Consider the following 23,639-nt stretch of genomic DNA (forward strand, 5'->3'; position numbering starts at 1 on the left):
GCGCCCAGATCTCTCGTCTCGGTGCAAACTACCCACAGGCATTAAACTATTTCTTTTTGAAGAATTTTTCAACATCCTTTGACAACGGCCTAAGCCTGTTCAGTTCCACAGCCTGGGTTAACTGCGCCGATGCCTTTTGATAATTGCTGAAACGCTGTTTCCAGCGGATGTCATTTTCTTCCATTCATCTCATCCAATGCTGTATAAAAATTTTTTCGGCCCAAGATCTTGTATCTCAACCTAATAAGTTGCACTTTCTTTATTGCGCGGTCAATTAAATTCAACATTGCTTATCGGGTAAATGGATTTTATCAGCATAGAATTCAGAAAGTAGGATCGCAACATCACCCGCTTTGAATGAGAAAAACGAAAACCTGATTCTATCAGAAGATAACAGCATGTTACTCCCAAACATCAAGGAGAAGGTCTGCTTTCTGGCGCAATTCTTTGGTGTTATGGATTAGCAGCACTGCTTCATTGGCACGCGCAACTGCTGCAATTAACAATTTTTTATGGATAGCCAGCCTGAAAATGCTGTTTAACAGATGGAGATCAGGAGAAAACTAACTCCCCCCTCATTTTTTATGTTTATACCAATTGGGGCCTTTGCCTGCGAGTCGGGGATCGTTACCAAGAAAAAAAACTTTACCCTTTTCAAATTTCACCCCTGGATTTACCTGATAAACCGGGGCGTTCTCCATAAAAGGTAACCGAGGTATTCTACCTAAAGCCGGATCATACCAGACATTCGCCCTAAATCTAAATGATTGTGGAAAGGTGCCGGGTCCGATATTTATAAAATCTTTCATTTTTTCATTTACAACAATAATATTTTTCATAAAAAGGCTATTGCCGCACGGCTTAAACCTGGGATCCATATCTTCTTGGAGAATTCTCAAAACCCAACCTGTGGGATACAATATGGCATTGTGGTGAACATAGCCTTGCTGGGATGTAACAAAGGCGATCGCTGTCCCTCCGATGAAAATGTTCCCGGCGACCTCTATTTTTTTTGCTTCATAATCGGTTACCCCGGGCCTGAACCATTTAAACCCTGTACTCCCCCCAAGATTGATGCCCCGTCGGCCTGGGTGATAAAAATAGCATTTTTCAACCAGAATATTATGGGAACCCCCTTTTATTTGAACCCCGTTCGCCTGGGAAAAGCCTCTCTTGCCCTGGAATAAACACTGGGAAATTTTCCCATTGGCACATCCGACACAATCAATACCGCTGCCTCCCCAGCCGGATATTTTGTTTTGTTTGATGACAAAAGAATTTACCCCACTCATCTTAATGGCATCAAAGTTACCAACAGGACCGATATCTTCTACGATGATTCCTTTCAAAACAATGCCCACAGATGGCGGTGGATTACCCTTGCCGGTATTGCCGTCATGCACATGAATTCCATTGTTCCCGGCCCGTCGAACGATGACGTCAGCGAGGCAAATATAATTGCATTGGCTGAAATTCAATGCGGTCTTACCGCCGATAAAAATCGGCGGATTGCTGGAATCTTTACCTTTTATGGTAACAGGTAAACCTTTTTTGCCGTTTAATCCATGAATGAGAATTCCGCCTTTATATGTTCCGGGCTCTATTTCCAGGGTGTCTCCTGGTTTTAAGAGTGATAACACCTCACGAATTTTATATCCGGTTTCCGCTTCATATACCCTGGCATACACAGGCTGATTAAGCACATGGAAAAAAAGTATCAGAAACAGCAATAATCTCAATGTTTTCAAAAAATTCATCATTGTTTTCAAAAGACAGGTGAACTGCTCCTCACTTTATTTCTTTTTTACATGCCGGGCTATCACAACTATAAAACTAAGAACAAAAAGGCCGCCCAGCAATTTCGTCTGCATGGGAAAACGGCCTGATTTTGGGGACGGTTCAATCCATTCTACTTCAGGAAGGCTTATATCATCAAATTCAGTACCATGGCCCCATGGGGTGTATGCCCCGGGTCCGACGTTCTTCAATTTATCTGACTTTGATCCGATCCTCATTTCAGCCGTTCCAAAATCAAGCAAGTCCGGATATACATCATATATTCCGCCAACTTCCATCGTAGGCAGATCAGGTTTTTTTTCTGATTGAAACCGATACCAGGCATTTCCTGAAAAAGAAAAAGTTTCCGGCAGGGTATTGGGCCCGATGTTAAAAAAAGTCCGGACGCGTTCATCGGTAACCACCATGTTGGCCTCAAAAAAACCTTTTTGACATGAGATAAATTGACTATTCTTTGCCTCCTGAAGAATACGGCCGACATATTTTTCCGGTAGGTAAAAAATATTATGATGCACATGAGAATTCCGGCTGGTTACCCATGCAATATGAGTCTCTCCGCCAATGAACCTGTTTCCTGCTACAATTATGTTCTCAGCTTCATAATCTGCATCTTGTGGCCTAAAATAAGGGTTTCCGGTACTTCCACCCAGATTAATGGTCCGCTCTCCACAATTTAGAAACGCATTATTTTCAACCAGGACACGGCTGGAGCCTCCTTTAATCTGCATGGCGTTTTTGGTACGATATCCGGGTGCCCCTTCAAATGTGCAGTCCTGTACGACCCCGTTATGACAGCCTACAAAGTCAATGCCTGAACCGCCCCATCCCTGTATTCTGCAATTTTTGACAACAAAATGATCAACGCCTGACATTTTGATAGCATCTATATTACCTTTTTTTCCTATCTCACTTATTTGGACATTTTCCAGAATGATATGATGAGACGGTTGTCCTGGATCACCTCCGTCGTCAATATTGATTCCATTGCCGGACCGTTTCTCGATTCTGATATTTTTTATCTTTACATATCCTATCCGGCTCATCTTCACAGCTTCGCCCCGGCCTTGAAACACGGGAGGAAATTCAGGATCGTCTCCGGCAATTACAATGGGTCGCTCTTTTGTCCCCTGGGTGTTCCCAAGCCTAAAAGCACCATCATAAATCCCCTGGGTAATCAAAATTTGGTCACCGGGCCCTGCTTTAGAAAGGGCAGACTTAAGAGACGTTAAATCAGACACCTGGATTATTTGGGCCCCGTTTTTAGAATTTTGATCATTACCATCAGATTCATTAGCAGACACAACCGAAACCGCCCCTAAAAATAAGAGAAAAACTATCCCTCCCCAAAAAAATAAGGCTTTCATAGGATCTCCTTGGTTTTCGATACCAGTTTTTTATAGGCTTTGATAAAATGTCTGAGCCTGATTTTTTTCAAACCTTGCCAGCTTAAATGGGAAAGCACCGGCTTAACCCTGTTCACCCGGAATGCCTCACGATCATAGGTTTTCTGTGTCACCCCCGAAGCCAGAAGACGGTTGACTTTAGTAATACATTTTTCTCCCCAGCCGGTTTTGTCAATCTCAATACAAACTCCGTCATCATACACGGGAATCTGTTCTACGCCGAGCAGGCTGTCTTTGCTGAACTCACACATAAAGATACAACCAACCCGCTCAAATCTGTTCCAGTTCAGATAATCCCCGCTGTCCCAGTAGACATGGCTGGACATAAAATTCCCTAAAGAGTACGCCACCGGCACCTTTCCGATCATTTCCATGCCCTGAACCACATGGGGATGATGTCCAAGCACCAATGATGCGCCTGCATCGGCAAAAGCCCTGGCCTGATCCATCTGGCCCGGCGAAGGAATCCGGAATCGTTCCATGCCCCAATGGGGAGAAACAATGACATGATCCATCGTCTGTTTCAATTGCCTTATCCGGCTGCAAACCCTTTCGGTCTCAAGTGGTGTCACACCACTATTGCTTTCCCCGGCAAATCGGGATATCCCACTGGATTGGTCCACAACGCCCAAAATGGCCAGTCGTATCCCGTGAATATCATACAGAATCGGTTTAATTGCCTCCTGAAAGTTCAACCCTGCCCCGCACCACCTGATACCAATGCCGGACAGCATTTCCCTTAAACGTATGAAACCCTGATCATAACAGTCAAAGGTATGATTGTTTCCCAGGGAGACACAGTCAATCCCGGACTGTTCAAGAGAGAGAATTTGAGTTTCCGTTGTCAGTACCCGGGGTTCTGTGGGAACTTTTTCATCCCCTTCAAGGGTGCACTCCAGATTGGCAAAAATCAGGTCACGCGATTTAAAAAGGGATTGAATTTCATCAGATAACGCTTCAAGCCCCCGGCCGGGCCGGTCACTGGCCCGGGCCGTCAACAAAAGATCCCCAACTGCGGCAAATTGTATTGTTTTATTTCCCATCTATCCTCGCATCTCAATATTTCCCGGACAAAGTCCGGGCACAGCGCCCAGGCAGCCCCCTGCTGCAAAGCAATATATATCTGTAAAAGAAGGATGTCTCGATGCCAAAAACAGCTGACCACCTTCCTGAAGTATGCCAAGCACAGCACAAAAAAAAGCTGCCATCCACATACCGTAACCGCCCTGTTTAAACCATCCGAATCGTATCTTTAACAGATATACCAGCATGGCCGGCAAAAATATATTTTGAACAAACAACCTGGCATGGTTCAAACTTGCTCCCATAGCATAGTCGTACAGGGGAAGGAGTTTTAAAACAGATGGCAGCCTTACCGGTATCAGTTCCATGCGCCAGTTAAAATCAAAAGGAAACCATGCAAGATAAAAAATATATAACAGTATCAGGGCAATACCCCAATTTAATTTTTCAATATTTTTTAGTTTCCCGAATAAAAGTCCTATTCCCAACCCACCAATACACCCCAGCCATCCTGAAACTACATTGGCGGCATTAAAGAAGCGGGACACAATAAACAGTTTCCCCACTTCAAGAGATAAACAAAACAAACCCACAACAAAAACCGCCTGTGCTAATCTTAAAAATCGAAATTTATTTTCCAGGCAAGAACTGAAAAGCAGTGTCAAACACCCATAAACCAACCCGACTTTAAGCATCCACCAGTGCCAGGGATGAGCTGCAAATCCCAAATCCAGAGAAAAAATAGACCTTTTGAAATTTCGACCCACCTGTTTCAGCAGAATCGTGGGCATAAACGGAGATAGTGCATCTGCCGCGGTCAATCCGGCAAATATCAGAGTGGCGATGACCACAGGTTTTTTCTGCCAACGGCTTTTCAACCAGTCAATGCCTGAAATCCACATCTTTTTTCCTGCAACCAGTCCCAAAAAACTTCCCGCTGTCCCACTAATGGTATTCAACAGCCAGTCAGAAGCGCTCGCCACCCTTGAAACTGTAGCTATCTGGAGCATCTCGACAAAAAAACTTATTAAAGAACAGAGAATGCCCGACGCCGCCAGAGAAAGAACTGCATTAAAATTCGACAATCTAAGGCGAACTGTTATCATCCACCCCAAAGGAGTATATAATATCAGATTACTGAGCACATCGGAGCCGCTGATCCTGGCACCCAGATTGAAAGGCCAATAACTCCAGAAAAATTTATATTGACCACTCCAGCCATTTCCAAACGAAAAATCAAAGGGCATAAGGCTGGCATAAATTAGCAGGACAGCATATCCTGCACCAAGCCCGAACAGCAGATTCCTATGAATCTTACAACTACTTTGAATTAAACGTCCCATAAAGACCTTTACCAGAACAAATACAAAATAAATATTTTACAAGCATATAAAAATTTTCTAATACTTATCAAGGGAATCCATGAACAAACTTAAAATACGACCATCAATAAGTCATAAGGATAAAAAATGAAATTCATCATAGCTGTTGACTGCGAAGGTCCGGCCTGCGTTGTCGGCAGCCCTGGCAAAGCCCTTAGCGTTTCCCGGGATTACACGTTTGCCTGCCGGGAAGCCACCCTTGAAGTCAATGCAGCCGCCCGGGGGCTATTTGATTCCGGCGCAGAGGAGGTCTGGGTATGGGACAGTCACGGCCAGGGCCTTAACCTTTGTATTGATCAGCTTGACAAAAGGTGCAGGCTTATTCTGGGAAAAGGGTTTACCCGCCGGTTTCCCGGGCTGGACAACCGGTTTTCAGGGGTCGTAATGATCGGTTACCACGCTATGGAAGGGACAAAAAATGCCATACTGGCACATACATATAGCTCAGACGCCTATAAAAATATACGCGCCAATGGACAGACTGTCGGGGAGATTGCACTGGATAGTGCTGTGGCAGGGGAATTTGATGTGCCGCTAATTTTTATTTCCAGCGACGATAAAGGATGCCGGGAGGCCTCAGTCTTCATGCCGTGGATAGAAACAGTCATCACCAAACAGGGGATGGGAAGAAACTGCGCCCTGAGCAAACACCCCCATATGGTTCAGGAAGAAATATATTCGGGTATCTGCCGGGCAGTAAAGGATATAGAGCAGATGAAACCACTTAAATTTCAGCCGCCGGTCCGCCTGGAAATTGACTTTAAAGCCATTCTCCAGACTGTTAAAGCGTTGGTATACAGGCGTCGGGGATGGCGACCCACCGGCCCAAAAACAATAGCCAAAGAACTTGGCAGCATGCTGGAATGGAATTGTTAGGAGAAAGACCGTTCTTTATAAAGCTGTTCAGCCACTTTACTGATGACCGGCCGGTATTTTCCAGAAGGCGCCGGTTCAATATCGTCGACTATTTCCACAAGGATATTGTCGTCACTGTTTAAGCGGGTTCGGGCTAGTTCCTTGACCTGGTCTTTACCGTTTTCAGGGAATTGAGTATCTACAGCAAGCCGGATTCGAATCTCACCAAGTTCTTCCTGAACGACCTGGAATTTAACGATGCCTTTTACCATTCTGGCGATATAGATAAAAGAATAGCCAACCACCCATTTTCCCGTTTTAGTTACAATAAATTCCACGGCCCTGCCGCCACTGATCTTAATTGAAGACAATTTTATGCCACAGGCGCACTCTTTTTGTGAAAGCGTAACAATATCACCCGTTCTGTAACGGATAATGGGAAAAGCTTTGCCCACGATATTGGTGATTACCAGTTCACCTTCTCCGTTGGTCGGTTCAAGAGATTCAGGATCAATGGTTTCAAGAATGACCTGCTCATCCATGCAGTGCATAGTCCCCTGTTCGCATTCGTGCCCTATCAGTCCGCCCTCTCGTAATCCAAAAGAGTCAAATACGGGCACTCCGAATGCCTGGCTGATCAAATCACGGTCTATATCCGAAAGCATTTCAGATGTGGTAATAATTGCATGAAGGCCACGATCTTTTAAACTGCTAAGATTAATCCCCATGTCCAGGCACATGGAAACCGTCAAGACAAAAGTGGAAGGATAGCCAAACAGACATTTGGGCTTCCATGCCATCCATTGGGAAACATACTGCCGGACCCGCTCCTTATTCAATTCAAATCCGTTGGAGAGCCCGTCATTGACAAGAAAATCTCTGAACCGTTTGATTTTATCCTGCTTGCTCAGTTCCACTGGGGATCCCCAGTAATACATTTCCTTTTCTCCCCTGCGTACCCCCACCCACTCATGCCCTCGCATTCGAGCCGCATTGATATGGGCTTCCCGGCTGGAAGACGTATAGAATTCCAAGGCCTCATTAGTAGAACCGCTGGTCCGAACCAACTGCACTCGCTTTCCTTCTTCTCTCCAGACCATCTGCTCACGCTTTTTGCGCAGCGTATCTTTTTCCAGTAAAGGGAATTGCTGCAGATCTTTTAACGTCCGGATATCGCCAGGCTTGATCTGCCTGGAATCCATGAGTTCTTTCCAATAGGGTGTCCGGGTATATGCCACATCAATCAACGCATTTAATCGATCCTGTCTTAATTTTTCCAGTCGGTCTTTTGACCACCACTGACTCTGATTCAATTCATTGAGGATCTGAAAACTGGGGCGACCCAGTAAAAGCTCCTGGAAACGAAATATATTTCTGGCAATAACGGGTATCATTATTCAAATTCTTTCATCCGCAATCCGCAGATTACGCAGATTTCCGCAGATAAAAAGCTTTTTATCTGCTAAACACATATCTGCGGGAATCTGCGTAATCTGCTGATATTATTAAAAAAAATAAAAATTATTTAAGCCCTGGACAACCTTCCGGGTCAAGGCCCGGATCGGCTTGTTGATCAAGCAGGGCTCGACTGATTTAGGTGTATACCCATCTTCCTTGATCATTTTTCCCAATTGGGAAAAAGTCCGGTCCGGATACTTGTCCCTGTTATCAGCCAGCCATTTGCAGAACTTTTCAAACCGCCGGGTGACAATCCGGTTCAATTTGCCGTCGTTATACTGTATGTCCTTTACCTTAAACAGACTGAAACTGTGCAGAATCAAAACAGCATCCGCCCCGGCATCACAGATCATTCTCACGGCATCCCGGCACTCTTCAAAGGAGGATCCCATCAGGTCCACAGGCTTACTGGGATAAAGCCCGGGCCAGTCCGGCTGACGAAATCCGGACAGGGCCACCTCAAGAACATCTCCATACCATTTTGAACCGTTATATCTTTCTTTATCTTTAAACAGGCACTGTCCCCCCACATAGGGAAAAGTATAACTGCTGTCCATCCATATTCCGGTTTCCGGCAGGATTTTGAGTGTGTCGTCAGACGCCCCCATATTTCCGGCTCTGAATGCAATGGGTTTCTGCCCTGTCCATGCGGTAAGCCTGTCAGCCCCATCTGAAATAATTTGCTGCTGAAGTTCCAAGGGCAGTTCTGCAATCTGATCCGTCATCTTAAAGTGCTTTCCCCGCCGTTGGAGGCCGTAATGATAGTGGCCTGGATGCACATGGAGCTGCACGTCCTGGCCATGTTCCATCAAATATTGACAAACTGGCTCTGTCTCTCCCGGATATCCAAGTTCTTCATTAAATGGCTCCAGAAAAAACGTGGCCTTAACATCATATCGATTTAAAATTTTACAAATCAGCGGGATACCAAGCTGCCTGGTGCCGTATTGCCCCATCATACCCCGGGACGGAGGGATTGGCTCGAGATCTGTTCCCCAGGCCCCGCCCATGCTGCATTCCACATCAAATGTAAATAATATACCCGGTTTCATTATTCAACTTCTTTCATCCGCAATCCGCAGATCACGCAGATTGCCGCAGATAAAAAGCTTTTTATCTGCGAAACACGTATCTGCGCTAATCTGCGGATACTAAAAATTATAAACCAGTCTTTTGTACTGAAGCTGCCTGGCACCAAAATTAATCAAAAGACTTTTCTTTATACCAGAGGCCTTCATGTAATTGATAACCTGTGCTTCCTCAACGCCAGAAATCTGCTGCAAAGCTTTCAACTCGACGATCACTGATTCGAAACAGAGAAAGTCTGCTTTATAGTGAGCTGTCAACCGGTTTCCCCGATAGTAGACAGGCAATGTTTTTTCCCTCTCATACGGTATCTTCCCGAATTGAAACTCATGCTCCAGCGCCTCCTGATAAACCGCTTCCAGAAACCCATTACCAAGTTCATTATGAACGGTCATGGCCGCGCCAATAATGGAATACGTTTCTTTATCACGCATTAAAATTCTTTTGTCCGCAGATTACGCAGATTTCCGCAGATCTTTTTTACACATATCTTTATCTGCGTTCATCTGCGTAATCTGCGGATTTTAATAAAAAAAGGTTTAGAGCAATGAGTAGGTCTTCAGAATGGCGGCGACTTTTTCATCAGTTTCGGCAAGTTTTCGGAACGAAGCCAGTATCCTTGCAACCACAGGACCCGATGGATTTTGAATTTCAAGCAGGGTGTTTACCTCATGATAGTTTTCCTCAAGTTTGAGCATTTTCGATCGCAGGGGTTGTTGGGCCGTTTTCCGGTCCCATACCATATAGCCCATCAAGGCAATCACAAGGGCCATAACCGAACAAAAGAGAGTAAGAATCATATTGTGCATGGCCTCGAAGCGCTTATCCACGGTCTCAAAGCGTTTGTCTATGGAATCGAAACGTTTATCCATGGCCTCAAAACGTTTGTCCATATTATATATCAGATCATCAATTCGCTGGTTCAGATTCTTTTGTCCCTGTTTCAATTCCGTAAGGGACTCAACAATTTCCCGGTCGCTGATTCTAGGGGCCGTCTCAACGGCATGGACTGCGGAGCAAAAAAAGAGTCCCGGCAACAAACCCAATGCAATGATGACTTTGTATTTTATCAGTTCAAACATCGAAAGGCTCCCTCTATTTCAGGCCGCAACAATTTTTCGTACGGCTTCTTTATCCAAAACTACGACTCTACAGCCATTGTGTCAATACGGCTCTAAAATTAATACCACGGCAAATCATCTCGTCTCCAAAAAAACACCAGTTCTTTCAAACCCGCAGCATTCCGTGAAAGAACTTATGACTGACGAGATATATCTTTGTATATCACATTTTATTTATCTGCGTTCATCTGCGTAATCTGCGGATACTGCAATCAATGCGCACGATCCTGAGATTCCGGGTTACCAATAATATCATGCCCCTGAGCACCCAGCTTTTTAACCATCTGCATAAAATCAACCATAAAAGGTTTAGGGTCTCTAAGCATAAAAGCATCATCCTTTGTCCAGGGAAAGCAATTCCACAAAAATCGCAGAACGGTCTCTATTTTACCAAGACGCGCTTGTCCCGGAGGCAATTGATCCCCCCGGATCATACCGATCATCCAGTTAGCATCCCCGCCAAGAATCCTGGATCTTAATCCCAGACGATACTTTGTCTTTTTCATTTTCTCAGGCTCAAAATGGCTCTGCCAGAAAAGAAAAGAGGTATTAAAGCCCGCCATAATCAAAGTAGGTGTTCCCCCGATAAATCTGGGGTTAATTTCAAGAAAAATATATTTGTCGGTTTCAGGGTCATAATGGTATTGAACCCCACCCAATCCTTCGTAGCCTATTGCCTTAAACAGCTTGACAGCATCATCAATCAAAGGCTGATGACAGCAGCTGATTCGCTGGGTGGTCACCCCCCCGGCCAGGGGCATATGATGTTCACCAATATAATCCCCAACCATTAACGGCTCGCCCTTATACATCATCACCTGAACATGATCCTCTGCCCCGGGGCAGTATTCCTGAACAATGATGTTATCTGCAAAATCACGGACCTGATCATAAACTTTCTGGAGCTGGACATCATCTTCTGCATAGGCGGCTTTCCAAGGCGCCTGCCCCCCTTGAATGTTCTGTCGCCTGGTCCTGAAGACCAAAGGGAATTTCAATGCTTTTTTATCGGACATGAATTGGTCCAGGCACATACCTTTGGCCACAGGGACACCCAATTTCTGACATAACTCCTGCATATAATCCTTGTCAGTTGCCTTATCAAAAGCTTCCCGGGCAGGAGAAAACAGATGAACATCCGGCTCAAACTGATCTCGCACATCTATGAGAACATTATGATAGCCTTCTGCAACAGGCATAATGGAACCCACATCCAGCAGATTGACCAGTTCCGTAATTTCATCAATAAAGCCTGGACTGTAAGCCGGTGATTCCATGACCCATGCGCTGCTGGAGTACCGACTGTGGGCCGGCTGCCCATACTTTGATTTAACAATGCAATGAACCGTCAGGCCGTTCATGGCCAGGTTCCTGACCACCCAGAGCCCCACCTGGGTATCCCCAACAATGGCAAGAACTCTTCGTCTTCTGTCCTTTTCCTTGATTTTTTCTTGAATAAACGGCTTTACCGCATACATGTTGAAATTCCTTAACTTAGATGAGTATATAAGCGCCGCTTCAAAGATTATATCTTTTAAATTTTTTCATCCGCAGATAACGCATATTTTAACAGATGATTTTTATCACACATATATCTATCTGCGTTTATCTGCGTAATCTGCGGATAGTTTTCATCTGTTTTTATTTGCTGCCTGAATTAATTTATTATAAATTATATCTGTTGAAACACCGTCGCCACTTCAATTGCCACCTGCTCCCATGACTTGACCTTACTTGCCTCAAGCACAGATTCAGAATTCCATTTCGTTGACAAAACCTTTTTAATACCTTCCTTCAATGGCTCAACCTGTTTCCTGGGCACGATGCAACCGGCACCGGGAACAGGCAAAATATCGCGCACAGCGCCCACATCTGTTGCGACCACAGGTGTTCCGCAGGCAAGGCTCTCAAGTACGGCATTAGGACAGCCTTCCCTGTAGGAAGCCAAGACACTGGCATCGGCCGTACTAAAATACCGGGCCACCTGGTCATATGGTTGAGGGCCTGCAAGGATGACCCGCTTTTCGACACCTGATTTTTTTGCTTCTGCCATGATGGTCTCATGGGTTCCCCCCTGAGCCGGACCGCCCACAAGTATCAGGCAAACATCTTCGGGTAAACCGGCAAGCGCCCTGATCACTTCATGGTGTCCTTTTCGATGACCCAGATGAGCCACCGTAACCAATATTTTTTTGTCCTCCGGCAGCCCAAGGTCTTTTCTGCAGGTATTCTTATCTTTGATATTAAAATTTTCAGCGTCTACGCCGTTGGGAATGACACTTACCCTGGCAGGATCTGCGCCCAATTCTATGGCCGCCTCGGCAAGGCCGCTGGAAACACTTATCACCGCAGCTGCACCCTTCAGGGCCTCAGCACATTGCCTGACCTGGGAAGGTTCTTTCATGCATTCAAACAGCTTACCACGCAACGTAATCACATAAGGGATCCCAAGATTTTTTGCTATAAGAGAAACACCGACACCGTCCGGCCAGACAAAATGTGCGTCTAATACATCCGGTTGCCAGTCACGGCATATATTTTTAACCCAAGGCAAAATTCCCCTGGCGTAAAATCGCGCATCATTATTTTTAAAAATTTTGGGGGTATAAAAAAACCGGGGCCTTGAGACGCCAAGACCCTTCCAGTTTTCATTGGTGATTTTTGCCCCGGATGCCAAAAAGGGAAACCACGGAACCGGTGAACAAACCTGCAAATCAACAAATCCTGACAGGGCTTTAATCCGTTGAAATACAAAAATCCCCCAGTTGGAATTGGTTTCATTTGGAAAACAATATGAAAACGAAAGGACTTTCACTTTATCTTTACCAAGTCTTCATAGGCCTGGATATAAGCGTCCACCATCTTTTCCATGCTGTATTTTTCCCGGACCAGCGCCTGTCCCTTCCTGGCTAAAGTGTTTCTTTTATCAGGATTTGCCATCAGCTCATGCATGGCAACCGCCAGCACACAAGGATCTTGAGGATCAACAAGCAAGGCTGCCTGTCCAACGGCATCCGGGATTCCCCCCACCCCGGTTGCAATAACAGGAAGTTGCGCGGTCATGGCTTCCAGGATCACCATGGGCAGTCCCTCACTTCTGCTTGAAAGGACAAAGATATCCGCAGCGTTGTAGAGTGCTGCAGTATCACGTCGAAACCCCAAAAACATAAAACAGTCCTTGAGATTTTCAGCGTTAATAGAGGCCAAAAGCATCCTGCAATATTCACTGTCGAAAAGTTTACCTGCCACGGCAATTTTGAATCTAAATCGTCCAGTTGTCATTGATTTAAGCGCTACAGCCGCCTGGATAAGATCTTCAAACCCTTTTTCCGGTCTGGGATTTCCCACAGCCAAAAAAAGGATGTCATGGGCATCCATCCCCAATTCATTTCGGACCTGACCTCTGAGCGAATCGTCTTTTTTGATTTCAGGGACACCATTGGGAATTACCTGGATCTCTTTTCCCCAATCAAGATAATTCCGATGACGATTTGCAACCGCATTAGATACGGCAGAAAAGCCTGATAAAAATCTTGAGAAAAACCGGTATCTCTTCTGCAGCTTTTCGAAACCTTCGTACAGCAGACCATGGGCTGTAAACATTAACGGAACGTTAAAAAAAAACAGGTTTGCCAGAGCAGCGTAAGGCAGACTTGAATAGTCATGAATGTTTATTATAGCAGGCTTGAAGTCTTTAAATAATTTCCTTAATGCCCAGACAGCTTTTATATCTTTGCTGCCATGGCTTCCTATAGCACGAACAAACTTTTTGGATTCTATAATTTCTTCGGCTAATTCTCCTTTGTCCTGGAGACAAACGACCATCATAGACACATTTTTTTTCTGCAACCCATTGGCCAGGTGAGTAATGAGGCGCTCCATCCCACCAGGCCTGAGTTCAGATAACAACAGAAGTATACAATTTTTTTTAAAATTTTTAAGCATCAATATTTCATATCAAGATAGACTACCAACCCCATTATTCTTTTTTTCAAGGATTTGATAATCAATCACTTGGTTTTCAAAAGCTCGTCTTAAGCACACCGGCAACATCAGTAAAATCCACACTGTCTCCGTATATATCATAGTTATTGTAAGCCCACAGGTTAGTATGATAACGATGGATAAAAACAAACCAAAACTTAAAATAGAAAAATCATTCTGAACATCCGGAGGAAACTGCCTGGACAAAGACTTGATTTTCCGGGTTTCATTTAATGCAAAAAGAATGGCCAGGATAAATAATGAAAATCCTTGAATACCCATTTCTGCAATACATTTGACAAATGTGTTGTGGGAATCTTTTCCGGCATATTCAGGAATGTAACTTCCTATGGTCTGATACCAGTTACCGATACCGATTCCCAAAGGGTGGTCTGAAACCATTTGCATACCTGCAACCCACAGACGAAAGCGGCTTCCAGCAGACTCATCCCTTTGTTCTTCGTCAGAAACAATTATTGTTGTCATACGATTTAAAAACTGCTGATCTGTCACATACAGCCCGCCAATGGCCCCGAGAACAAGACCAATGGCTATTTTTTTCCGAAATTTTCGTGGGGCCATGAACACTGCGGCCATGCATCCCATAACGATGCCAACCAATGCGCCCCTGCTTCTGCAAAGGACAACTGTGTTCGCTGTAAAGGCTGCAGCTGCAAGACATAAAAAACGCTGAGGCCAGGTTTTGCTCCGCATAAGTTGGATGCTAATTAGCGGTAACATGGCCGCCATGTACGCTGCGAAAAAATTGGCTTCGGCAAAATCAGATCCTCCGATGCCCTCAAGGCGGCCGCTCACATATGCCCTTTTAGGAAGGTCATAGGCCTGTAACCCCAGAAGCAATGCACAAGCAACAAAAACCCATAAAAGCCCATTTAATTTTTTTCTGTCTGTAACCTGAATTCCCGGCATAAAATTTGCCTAATCAGCCTTTGCCCTCTGATACATAAAAATCTGCTGAGGTTTGGCCTCTGCAAACCCTGACCTAAGATCATATTTGATGGTTTATTGGCTGGCAATCCTAGCTAATCCGTTTTTTTACTGAACTATACTCAATTCCCATGCTCAAATCACGCCAGATAGGAATAGTTCACCATTAGCGCTCTGCGCATAACTTTTCCAGCCCAAGTTTTCACCCAATAATGCGCTTATCCGGGAGAACAACGTAATCGGTGCAATACGTTCTCAGCCAATTGGGCGAATGGGTTAATCTTACCAAATGAAATGCTCCACCGCCTGCCACTATAAATTAAACGGCCGGCCATATACATTAAGTCCTGCATGACTGTTCTTAACCTCCTTCGTGAGACTGTTTTTCTACGGTTGACCGGAAGATTGTTCTCATCCTGTTCCTCAAGACTAATTTGGCCTATGATTCTAAGGGTGTTGTACGCCAAAAGAGCGAGATGGAGAATCAGGCTGTTGCTGCTAAAATGGCAGCTGGGGAACCGTTCTAACCCAATATCACTTTTAATTTCTGAGTGAAATTGTTCACTGGTTCCATGATCATGGTATAAATTAATGACCTCTTGGGGGCTCAGCCCGGTTATGGTAATCCAATAGGTCTCTACTTCGATTTTGGGAAAAAGCAGGGGTTCTCCTTTTTCTTCATATCGTTCAGTCACTTTGAAGACAATCGGACGTGGCAATGCATGCCCTTTGGGGTCAACAGTTGTTTGCCCGACCCACACACTTTTGTGTTTACAGCGAATCAATTTAACGTTTTCAGTATTCTGAGCCAGGATAAACCAGCCATCCAAAGATTCTTTACGTAAATTGCGCTTAACCAAGACATCAACACCTTCGTATTTTTTTATTATTTCAAAATTATCCTGACTGTCATTTCCTGAATCAAGACGCATAAGAAGAGGTTCTTGGGTGATCTGCCTGGTTAATTTCAATATTTCTTGAATGAATGCCGGGGTGTTTTTTTGACAATGCTGACTGCCTTTTCTAAGCTCCACATTGATTAAATATCCTTCAGTTCCCAGATATCCGAACATCGGTGCATATCCATCACAACCTTTGTATGTCCTGGAAACCCCCTCTTTTTTCGTTTTTGAATTGTCAAAGGGGCTGACATCCAGGTCTAAGGGAATATAATTGCCGACACTCGTCTGAACTGGTGAAATGGCGGGTGCTTTGCCTCGAATCATTTCAACTGAAGCTTCCTTGATAAGTTCATTGGCAGATTCCCCGATCAGGTCAATACGTTCACGCAAGGTTGATTGGGAAGGACAATTGCTGATTCCCATAGCTTGGGTAAAAAAAAATGGATCCTGCCTGAAAATTTCAATAGCGATGTAGTCTGGCTTACCAACACAAATAAGTCCTAACATGGACGAAAGGATCTCTCCATGAGAAATATTAGGATCAACACAATGTACATCCGGTAAATTTTTGAAGCGCTCAGCAAAATTAATGGACTTAAGCAATGCACCTACAGGGAGCAATCCGCTTTGACTGACAAGGTTTTCATTTCCATGTTTTACATTGATAGTGGTCGGCATCGGTCTTCACCTCCGAAGTGAATGTTTTTTTAATGCCATTATATTAATTTTATATTAAAATTTCAATGTGTTATATTCAAAAAAGCAATCTTTATGCCGCTAACTCAGGTGTAATAGTATGAGTCATAAGAAAAATAAAAATAACCACTTTCGTAAACTTTACGGCTGGGTGATCAACTGTTGAATATTTGCCCACAGTTGATCCGGTCATAACATACGAGAACCAGATCGCCAATAAGAAAAATAATAATAAAATTTCCTGAATAGTTAGTGCCGAGAATCCGAATCTGAGCTTGTGGCGCTGCAAAAAAAAACCTGCGATAGTGGCTAAGGCCAGACTGAAAGAGTAACGCAAGCCGAGATTTGAAAAAGGCGCTTCCCACCATTGATTTGTTGGACCGATACTATAATCTGCCAAATATCCATAAACACCTAAATGGGGCATAAAAAGGGCACCGGTTGTACAAAAAAAGAAAAGCCCGATGAATACAATTGATTTTACTGGTAGCATTGCTTGATTCTATTAATTGCTATACATTAGTCTTCATTTTATCATTTTATCATTTTATCATTTTATCATTTTATCATTTTATCATTTTATCATTTTATCATTTTATCATTTTATCATTTTTTCATTTTTTCTCAAGAATGAATATGTAATGATATGGCGAAAGTTCGACTCTAAAATCATCTAAAATTTTGAAACATTCATTTATCACATTTTTTACTTTTATTAGCGGAAACTCTTTGTATCCGATTTCCCAGTAATGTTCTCCATCAAACTTAAAATGCCTATGCGTCTGTGGCAAACCCAAATAAATATTTGCTGGAAAAATTCGTTTTAGAAATCTATTTAGCTGGCCTCTAAACCTAAGGTATTTATTAATTTTCAGATCAATTCTAAAACTTAAAAAATGCTGATTATATGGCACCGAAATTATGACATACTTTTTAGAACAATCCCGTAGTTCTACTAAAGATTTCTTAAAATCACCAAAAGGTATGTGCTCTAAAACTTGACTAGCAATTATCATGTCAAAAGAATCATTTTTAAATGGAAGTTGCCTTATGTCCATAGAGACATCGGGATTTAAATTCAAATCAAAATCTGCACAGTACATTTTTTTGCCGACGAATTTTAAAGTATGACTAACAATCCCCTGACCAATACCGATTTCTAGTATTTCATTACACTCATATTTTAAACAGGCCTGAACAATAGAATTATATAATTGAAATCGGTCTGCGGTGATATAATTTTTTTGGTAATGTTCTGATTTTACTTGTACCATATGAGACCTTTGATAAACTTCATTATGGATAAATTGGCCTTTATCATCCTTTGGGCCAATTTTGATTGTCGAATCATGAATATTTACCCAAATACCTTTAACGACAGGGTGTTCTGAATTGGAACAATGCCCCAAATACTCAAATGGCCGAAACGATGATAAAGGCCGATAAATTCCTAAAAACCCTTGATTAATTCAACGGCTTTTGGGGCTACCAATTTAAGCCGGGACACCCTTTAAAACAAGGCTTCTCCGGAACCCCCGGTTCATGAGGCTTAGGTACTTCAAAATTCTCATCACCGGGTCAAACTGTCCCGCGTTATGTCGGTAGCCCCTTATTCCAATACCTGAAAAAGGCGCTTCCCACCACTGTTGCGATGGACCGATGCAATAATCTGCGATATATCCATATACACCCAAATAAGGCAAAAAGACGGCTCCACAGGTACATATAGAAAATAAGGGCGCACTCCCATTTTCCCGGTTAGCGTAGGCATATTATCCGTAAAGGCTGGGGATGTAGTTATTGCATTAATAATGCATATAAAAATAATTAGTTATGTCGTAAAAGGAACCATCCAATCCCATTTTCCCGGTGCGTAGAACCAAGGAAAATCAAGGATCTCGGGCAATTTATGTTAAAATTTTACCTGGTTAGGGCATAGCGGAAGACTTTCGTTAAAAACATACAATGCTAAGCTTGCTTTAATTGCTTGATTTTTAAGTATTTAATTTCTGCTTAAAGAGTTATCCAGTCGACCCGGAAAATGGGAATGCGCCCGAAAATAAACTTATAAAAAGTATTGGTTTGAGAGAAAACATAGGGTAGTCTCCTGACTATTTAAAATTACCGTTAATAGTAGCTACTATTTTTCCATAAATTATTTAGAAATTATGAATTAACTTATTAATATAATTATTAATTTTGTTCGTTGAATGAGTCCATGTCAACTCTCTACACACACGTTCTCTACCTGCTTTTCCTAATGCTTTGGCCAACTCTGGATTAGTGAGTAATTTAATAAGTGCATCGGACACATCTTCTTTCGAGTGCCCTTGAATCAAGAGGCCAGTCACGTCATCATTGATCGCATCTGGCACACCTCCTGATTTTCCACCAATAACTGGCACTTCGCATGCGTTGGCTTCAAGAAAAACAATCCCGAACCCTTCGATGTCATTAGAACCATGCATAATACGATTCGCCATAATAAAAACATCGGCTATATTGTAAACATGAGGTAATAATTCATCTGTCACCTCTCCTATAAAACGCACAGAAGATCTGACACCCATGGCGACTGCAAGTGACTTCAATTCAGAAAGATAACTACCAGTACCACCAATGACATATACAGCGTTAGGAATACATTTAAGAATTTTTGGTAAAGCACGAATTACAGTATCTTGACCCTTTCTCGGTGTTAATCGACCAACGCTCAGGATGACCTTCTTCTTAGAAAGGTCAAGTTGAGAAATTAAATCATCGTTTCGGGGCAGAGGTCGAAAACGATCAGGGTCTGTTCCAGGATGGACTACTGCGATTTTTCCAGGATTGATACCACCTTCTAATAAAAGATTCTTAGTAAAATGGCTATTAGCAATTATCAGATCAGCCCATTTGTATGCTGTCCAGAGGAACTTACGTTTCAGCATGGCAGTCCTACGCCTACGAATAGGTAACGGTGTCCCTATACGTTGCCTATTTATCTCCTCTCCGTGTGCGAAGACTACACTGTGAATTCCAAATAAACGTCCTATTATATTGCCAACAACGCCTTCTGGTATAATTCGTGCTGAAAGTATTGTTTTGGGCCTATCTTTTATTGATTTAAGAAATCCCTGCACTAATAAATTACCATAGAGGAACAATGACTCTGGACGAAGAAGTATGCTCCTGTTCAGATGTATGCGATGAACAATAATGTCATCCAGAAGTTCATTCGTCGATGTTCCACGAACCTTGTTCGTCAATAATTGTACATTTGACATTCGTTTACACACTTCATGCAACCACATTACATGTCCGCCCTTTACCGGCAGATAAAGTTCAGATAATACCAAACATTTCATCATATTCTCCAATTGAATATCTCTGGTTTAAGCTTAAAAAACATGTATATAACTAATACCTTCGCCAAATTTCATTTTTTATGGTTTTGATTCAAAATATAATTTTTTCGATCAAATAAAATCAATAGGTTATATTTTGAGATTTAAGTAATTTTAATCTATTTTTGAAATTGGCGAAGGTATTGTATAACAATGGTTCGGACAGTTTTTAGCTCAACAAATTCAATAAAATCAGGCGGAGCAGCAATTATTTACATCTGATAACTATCTGAAATTATCGTATTGGGTCATATGGAAACTGTCCGAACTATTGGTATAACACCATTCATTTAATTTTTTCACACTTTTTTTTGTGAAGCTCAATCCAGTAGACTATCGTACAAATCTTCCATGTGTTTTACATGATTGTTTGTAGAAAACATTAACTTTGCTCTCACTCTTCCAGCTTGCCCCATACGATTTCGTAATCCTGTGTCCAGAATAAGCTTTTCGAGAACTTCTGTCATTTTTGATTGGTTGTTTAAAGGAACAAGGAAACCGGTATTTCCTGGTAAAACCTGTTCTACATATCCACCATGATCTGTTGCCACTACGGGTTTACCGAGCATCATCGCTTCCGCACAAGTACGACCGAAAGCTTCATTTTGTGATGCACAAACTGCAATATCTGATGCAAGGACCACTGTTCGTACATCACGACGAAATCCGAGGAATCTGATACGATCTTCACGTATACTTTTCCTACAAATTGTTTTTAGCTGAGATTCGAATCCTTCATGTCCACGAACATCCTTTCCTGCAAATAACAACCTCACATCATGTCCTTTTCTAAGTAAGGTCTTCACTGCTTCAATGACAGTCATATGCCCCTTGTTAGGTTGAAAATTCCCAACCATTGAAATAATCTTTGTATCTTTAGTTACGATTTGTTTCTCATGTTCTTGGCGGGCAAGAATCTTCAAATCTGGAGACAGATCATCATCAATTGGGTTATATATTGTTACGAGACGGCAACTATCAGATACAAATGAACTAAGAGATCCAACGCATTGTTCTCGAATATAGTTACTGATAAAAACTATTGCATCAGGAGGAGGACAATGGCGAAATAACCAACGAAAATCTTCGTCTGATGTCAAACACCTAACATGCATAACCGATGGCATTTCTAATTGCCTTGCTACTAATCCAGCTGATAAGTAGACAGATGTTGCATTTGCATGTATTAGCCTTGCATCAATACTACGAACAAGTTTTTTTATAGACTCAATTCTTTTCCAAAATGGAAACGGCCACACTCTGCTCGGCTTTGCTCCCGGAATAACCATATATGAAAGATGCTTCTCCTTGCACAGATCACACATAGGTCCTTCTCTAGGACAAACTATAGTCGGCCTATATCGACTATTAAGGCAAAGCCCTGTAGCTAAACTCAGCAAGCTGAAATTTGCACCGCCCAACTCACTTGAATTTTCCACTGACAGGATATTTCTTATATTTTCATCCATTTTTTTTTCTTTTCTACTCTAAATCAGTAGTGTCAGGTTATATTTTTGCTTGTTGGCCTAAAAATTTTGGCTCTTGTCGCGTTTTGGGATCTTATTTTTATGATTGTTCATAATAGCTTGAAATTATTGGTAACCCGCCCAATATCACAGACTGCAAGCCCTTGTGATATTCCAAATAAATTCAAACAGTTGGATTAAATACGCTTTAAAAGACCATCAAACGCAACATGAGCCAAAATTTTTAGTCTTTGACAATGCGTGAGTTTTTTAAACTCTCAGAGATTCGATGTTCATTTTGAATTTGGATCCGTAGTCCTCGAAACCTTTTTAGGCAATACCGTAAAACTCACTCAGATAGCTCATCTGCTGGAATTTCAAGCCATCGTTCTCGGAGTTTTTTTAGCTGATTGTTTGCCTGATCAGCCGATCGGGTATGGAGTCTAAAACGTTCCCGATGACTTCTTACTCGCTGACGTTCTTTACAAAATTCTCCAAAGTCAGTTTGAGAAATAGCAGAAACAATTTCAGAGATAGAGTTCGGAGTTGGAATAAGCTCCCAAGCCCCAGATCGTTGAATGAGTCTCAAAGTTGCTCCCTTTTGCCCTGTGATTTTCAAGAAGCGCCTTTTGAACTCCCGAAATTCACTTTCCCGTTCGTTATTTGTACGGGGGATATCCAGGTTGTCATAAGAGTGAAAAAGCCCACTCGCATAATTGCTGGTTGTCTTACAAATTTTTGGGGCAAAGTCGGTTAAAATCGGATTCCCTTCCCCCTGTTTTTTTATAGATGCCAGGTAAACGAAGAGTTCCATTCGTACATTTTTTGAGGTACGAGGATTTTTTTCATCTACCTCAAGCAAATCGGAGATATCTTGTAACCATCCGGCCGCATTCTTGATATCCGCATATTCATTTGAGGCATTCTTGAGGGCGATACAAATGCCTTGCTGTAATTCCAGCAAACGGCTGTCAGGAATGTGGCAGATAAACTCATCAAGTTCTAAAATCAACCCTGTAAGCCGTTCAAACATTTCAATTCCGGCCAGACGGAAAGGCGGACGGCCTTTCAGGGTCAACAAATAGCGCGAGCGGCGTATCAAGGCGTTGACAATATCTTCTTGTTCCTCCCGGATCTTTTTTGGAGGGGTGTTACTCTCAGGGTCATCTATTGGGGAAGGAAGTATACCGGTAACTGTCAGCACACGGCCTTGTGCTTCCCCATGATGTTCTGAGCGGATAAGGTCTCCAATTTCACTTCGAACATTCTTGCGTAGAGACACTTTCAGACTTTCATCAACATCTGCCACAGGTTCAGCAATGTTCTTAAGGTAGTGAGCCTGGCAAAAGGCGTGAGCGGTATTGGGAAAAATAGTTTTGATTGCCCGGCAGAAGCCCTCTTTGTTTGTCACTTATCATTGAGGCAACATTGAGGTCGAGCGCTGCAATTGGCTCCAGAAAAGTCTCAAATGTCGCTTGGTCTTGCCCCCCAAGCCACCCGCTTCTTAGAGTTAAATTTGTGTAAAGTTCACGCACTACCCATAGTCGAGGCTCTCCACCTTCGGGGGCCAAGCCGTCAAGTGTATAGATCAGGCCGGATTCTTCCGATGCTTGTTGCAATTGATCAAAAAGTTTCCTTTCACTACAGACTAAAAGTGGAAGATAACGCTCATTGTAAAGATGACGGACATGAGATGCTGATATCTGCACTTTTGACGATAAATTTTCATGAACCTCATTAAATGTCCGGAGACCAACTTGACGTTGCCACCCAATAGATGCGATCACATCGTAACCATAAGTGCAGTACATTGGGGCAGCCTGCAGCCATTCAGCAGATTTCAACCCGACTGTATGATTTGGACACATCGGATTTTCACAATGCTTAGGCCAATAACAAACTTTGGAGACTCTCGAAAGAGTTTGGATAGTTTTATTCCCACTTCTGTAGTTACTCAGTATGAGATCGGATTGACAGATCGAGCACTGTTCCAATTCACATACAAAGGGCTCTACCGTTTCGGGAACTAAGTTTTTTTGATTTTCATAAGTGACTCTTTCATATCAATGTTTTTCTGAATAATTTTATAACCATTTGAAATAAAAGTCAATTATGTTTTGAGTGAGTTTTGC

The 23,639-nt window shown here is 42.7% G+C and carries 21 protein-coding genes; 1 reads left to right on the forward strand and 20 read right to left on the reverse strand.

Annotated elements, in window-relative coordinates; genetic code table 11:
- Window positions 1-46: 46 nt before the first annotated feature.
- The 5 genes from EYB58_RS12710 to EYB58_RS12730 form a co-directional block, all read right to left on the reverse strand.
- On the reverse strand, window positions 47-184 hold the full coding sequence (locus EYB58_RS12710; RefSeq protein ID WP_207309045.1) for a hypothetical protein: 138 nt from the start codon (window positions 182-184) through the stop codon (window positions 47-49).
- 391 nt (window positions 185-575) lie between these two features.
- Entirely contained in the window at window positions 576-1,769 is a 1,194-nt protein-coding gene (locus tag EYB58_RS12715) for a right-handed parallel beta-helix repeat-containing protein (protein WP_131072060.1), read from the reverse strand.
- Window positions 1,770-1,793: 24 nt separating this feature from the next.
- Entirely contained in the window at window positions 1,794-3,161 is a 1,368-nt protein-coding gene (locus EYB58_RS12720) for a right-handed parallel beta-helix repeat-containing protein (RefSeq protein ID WP_111956798.1), read from the reverse strand.
- A complete protein-coding gene (locus tag EYB58_RS12725; protein ID WP_111956800.1) occupies window positions 3,158-4,243 on the reverse strand; it encodes a CapA family protein in 1,086 nt (361 codons plus the stop codon). The genes EYB58_RS12720 and EYB58_RS12725 overlap by 4 nt, the downstream gene beginning before the upstream one ends.
- Complete coding sequence (locus tag EYB58_RS12730; protein ID WP_111956802.1) at window positions 4,244-5,566, reverse strand: VanZ family protein; 1,323 nt, start codon at window positions 5,564-5,566, stop codon at window positions 4,244-4,246.
- A 126-nt stretch (window positions 5,567-5,692) separates the two neighbouring features.
- Here EYB58_RS12730 and EYB58_RS12735 point away from each other — a divergent pair, with 126 nt between their 5' ends.
- The gene (locus EYB58_RS12735) at window positions 5,693-6,481 is read left to right on the forward strand and encodes a M55 family metallopeptidase (RefSeq protein WP_111956804.1); all 789 of its coding nucleotides are present in this window, start codon (window positions 5,693-5,695) and stop codon (window positions 6,479-6,481) included.
- Here EYB58_RS12735 and EYB58_RS12740 read toward each other — a convergent pair.
- The 15 genes from EYB58_RS12740 to EYB58_RS12810 all read right to left on the reverse strand — a co-directional run bounded on the left by EYB58_RS12740 (window position 6,478) and on the right by EYB58_RS12810 (window position 23,318).
- Window positions 6,478-7,854, reverse strand: coding sequence for a phenylacetate--CoA ligase family protein (locus tag EYB58_RS12740; RefSeq protein WP_165477767.1), 1,377 nt, complete (start codon window positions 7,852-7,854; stop codon window positions 6,478-6,480). The genes EYB58_RS12735 and EYB58_RS12740 overlap by 4 nt on opposite strands.
- 111 nt (window positions 7,855-7,965) lie before the next feature.
- Entirely contained in the window at window positions 7,966-8,970 is a 1,005-nt protein-coding gene (locus EYB58_RS12745; RefSeq protein ID WP_111956806.1) for a polysaccharide deacetylase family protein, read from the reverse strand.
- Between the two features lie 99 nt (window positions 8,971-9,069).
- Window positions 9,070-9,438 carry a GxxExxY protein gene (locus EYB58_RS12750; protein ID WP_111956808.1) on the reverse strand — a complete coding sequence of 123 codons (369 nt, stop codon included), beginning with the start codon at window positions 9,436-9,438 and terminating at the stop codon, window positions 9,070-9,072.
- A 105-nt stretch (window positions 9,439-9,543) separates the two neighbouring features.
- Window positions 9,544-10,086 (reverse strand): hypothetical protein, encoded by a 543-nt coding sequence (locus EYB58_RS12755; RefSeq protein ID WP_111956810.1) that lies wholly within the window; start codon window positions 10,084-10,086, stop codon window positions 9,544-9,546.
- Window positions 10,087-10,337: 251 nt separating this feature from the next.
- Entirely contained in the window at window positions 10,338-11,603 is a 1,266-nt protein-coding gene (locus EYB58_RS12760; RefSeq protein WP_111956812.1) for an ATP-grasp domain-containing protein, read from the reverse strand.
- A gap of 194 nt (window positions 11,604-11,797) precedes the next feature.
- Window positions 11,798-12,838, reverse strand: a complete 1,041-nt coding sequence (locus EYB58_RS12765) for a glycosyltransferase (RefSeq protein ID WP_242637346.1) — start codon at window positions 12,836-12,838, stop codon at window positions 11,798-11,800.
- Between the two features lie 98 nt (window positions 12,839-12,936).
- A complete protein-coding gene (locus tag EYB58_RS12770) occupies window positions 12,937-14,007 on the reverse strand; it encodes a glycosyltransferase (protein WP_163354560.1) in 1,071 nt (356 codons plus the stop codon).
- Window positions 14,008-14,082: 75 nt separating this feature from the next.
- The gene (locus EYB58_RS12775; RefSeq protein WP_111956818.1) at window positions 14,083-15,039 is read right to left on the reverse strand and encodes an O-antigen ligase family protein; all 957 of its coding nucleotides are present in this window, start codon (window positions 15,037-15,039) and stop codon (window positions 14,083-14,085) included.
- Window positions 15,040-15,275: 236 nt separating this feature from the next.
- Complete coding sequence (locus EYB58_RS12780) at window positions 15,276-16,637, reverse strand: IS1380 family transposase (protein WP_111960849.1); 1,362 nt, start codon at window positions 16,635-16,637, stop codon at window positions 15,276-15,278.
- A gap of 91 nt (window positions 16,638-16,728) precedes the next feature.
- Window positions 16,729-17,148 (reverse strand): hypothetical protein, encoded by a 420-nt coding sequence (locus tag EYB58_RS12785; RefSeq protein ID WP_207309046.1) that lies wholly within the window; start codon window positions 17,146-17,148, stop codon window positions 16,729-16,731.
- A 121-nt stretch (window positions 17,149-17,269) separates the two neighbouring features.
- Window positions 17,270-17,929: a methyltransferase domain-containing protein gene (locus EYB58_RS12790; protein ID WP_111960458.1), complete on the reverse strand. Its 660-nt coding sequence runs from the start codon at window positions 17,927-17,929 to the stop codon at window positions 17,270-17,272.
- An 885-nt stretch (window positions 17,930-18,814) separates the two neighbouring features.
- Window positions 18,815-19,993 carry a glycosyltransferase family 4 protein gene (locus tag EYB58_RS12795; RefSeq protein ID WP_165477768.1) on the reverse strand — a complete coding sequence of 393 codons (1,179 nt, stop codon included), beginning with the start codon at window positions 19,991-19,993 and terminating at the stop codon, window positions 18,815-18,817.
- Window positions 19,994-20,361: 368 nt separating this feature from the next.
- On the reverse strand, window positions 20,362-21,510 hold the full coding sequence (locus EYB58_RS12800; RefSeq protein ID WP_111960464.1) for a glycosyltransferase family 4 protein: 1,149 nt from the start codon (window positions 21,508-21,510) through the stop codon (window positions 20,362-20,364).
- A gap of 346 nt (window positions 21,511-21,856) precedes the next feature.
- The gene (locus EYB58_RS12805) at window positions 21,857-22,816 is read right to left on the reverse strand and encodes a hypothetical protein (RefSeq protein WP_131072061.1); all 960 of its coding nucleotides are present in this window, start codon (window positions 22,814-22,816) and stop codon (window positions 21,857-21,859) included.
- 16 nt (window positions 22,817-22,832) lie between these two features.
- Complete coding sequence (locus EYB58_RS12810; RefSeq protein WP_131072062.1) at window positions 22,833-23,318, reverse strand: hypothetical protein; 486 nt, start codon at window positions 23,316-23,318, stop codon at window positions 22,833-22,835.
- Between the last annotated feature and the right edge of the window lie 321 nt (window positions 23,319-23,639).

Source organism: Desulfobacter hydrogenophilus (genome assembly GCF_004319545.1).
Lineage (GTDB): Bacteria > Desulfobacterota > Desulfobacteria > Desulfobacterales > Desulfobacteraceae > Desulfobacter > Desulfobacter hydrogenophilus.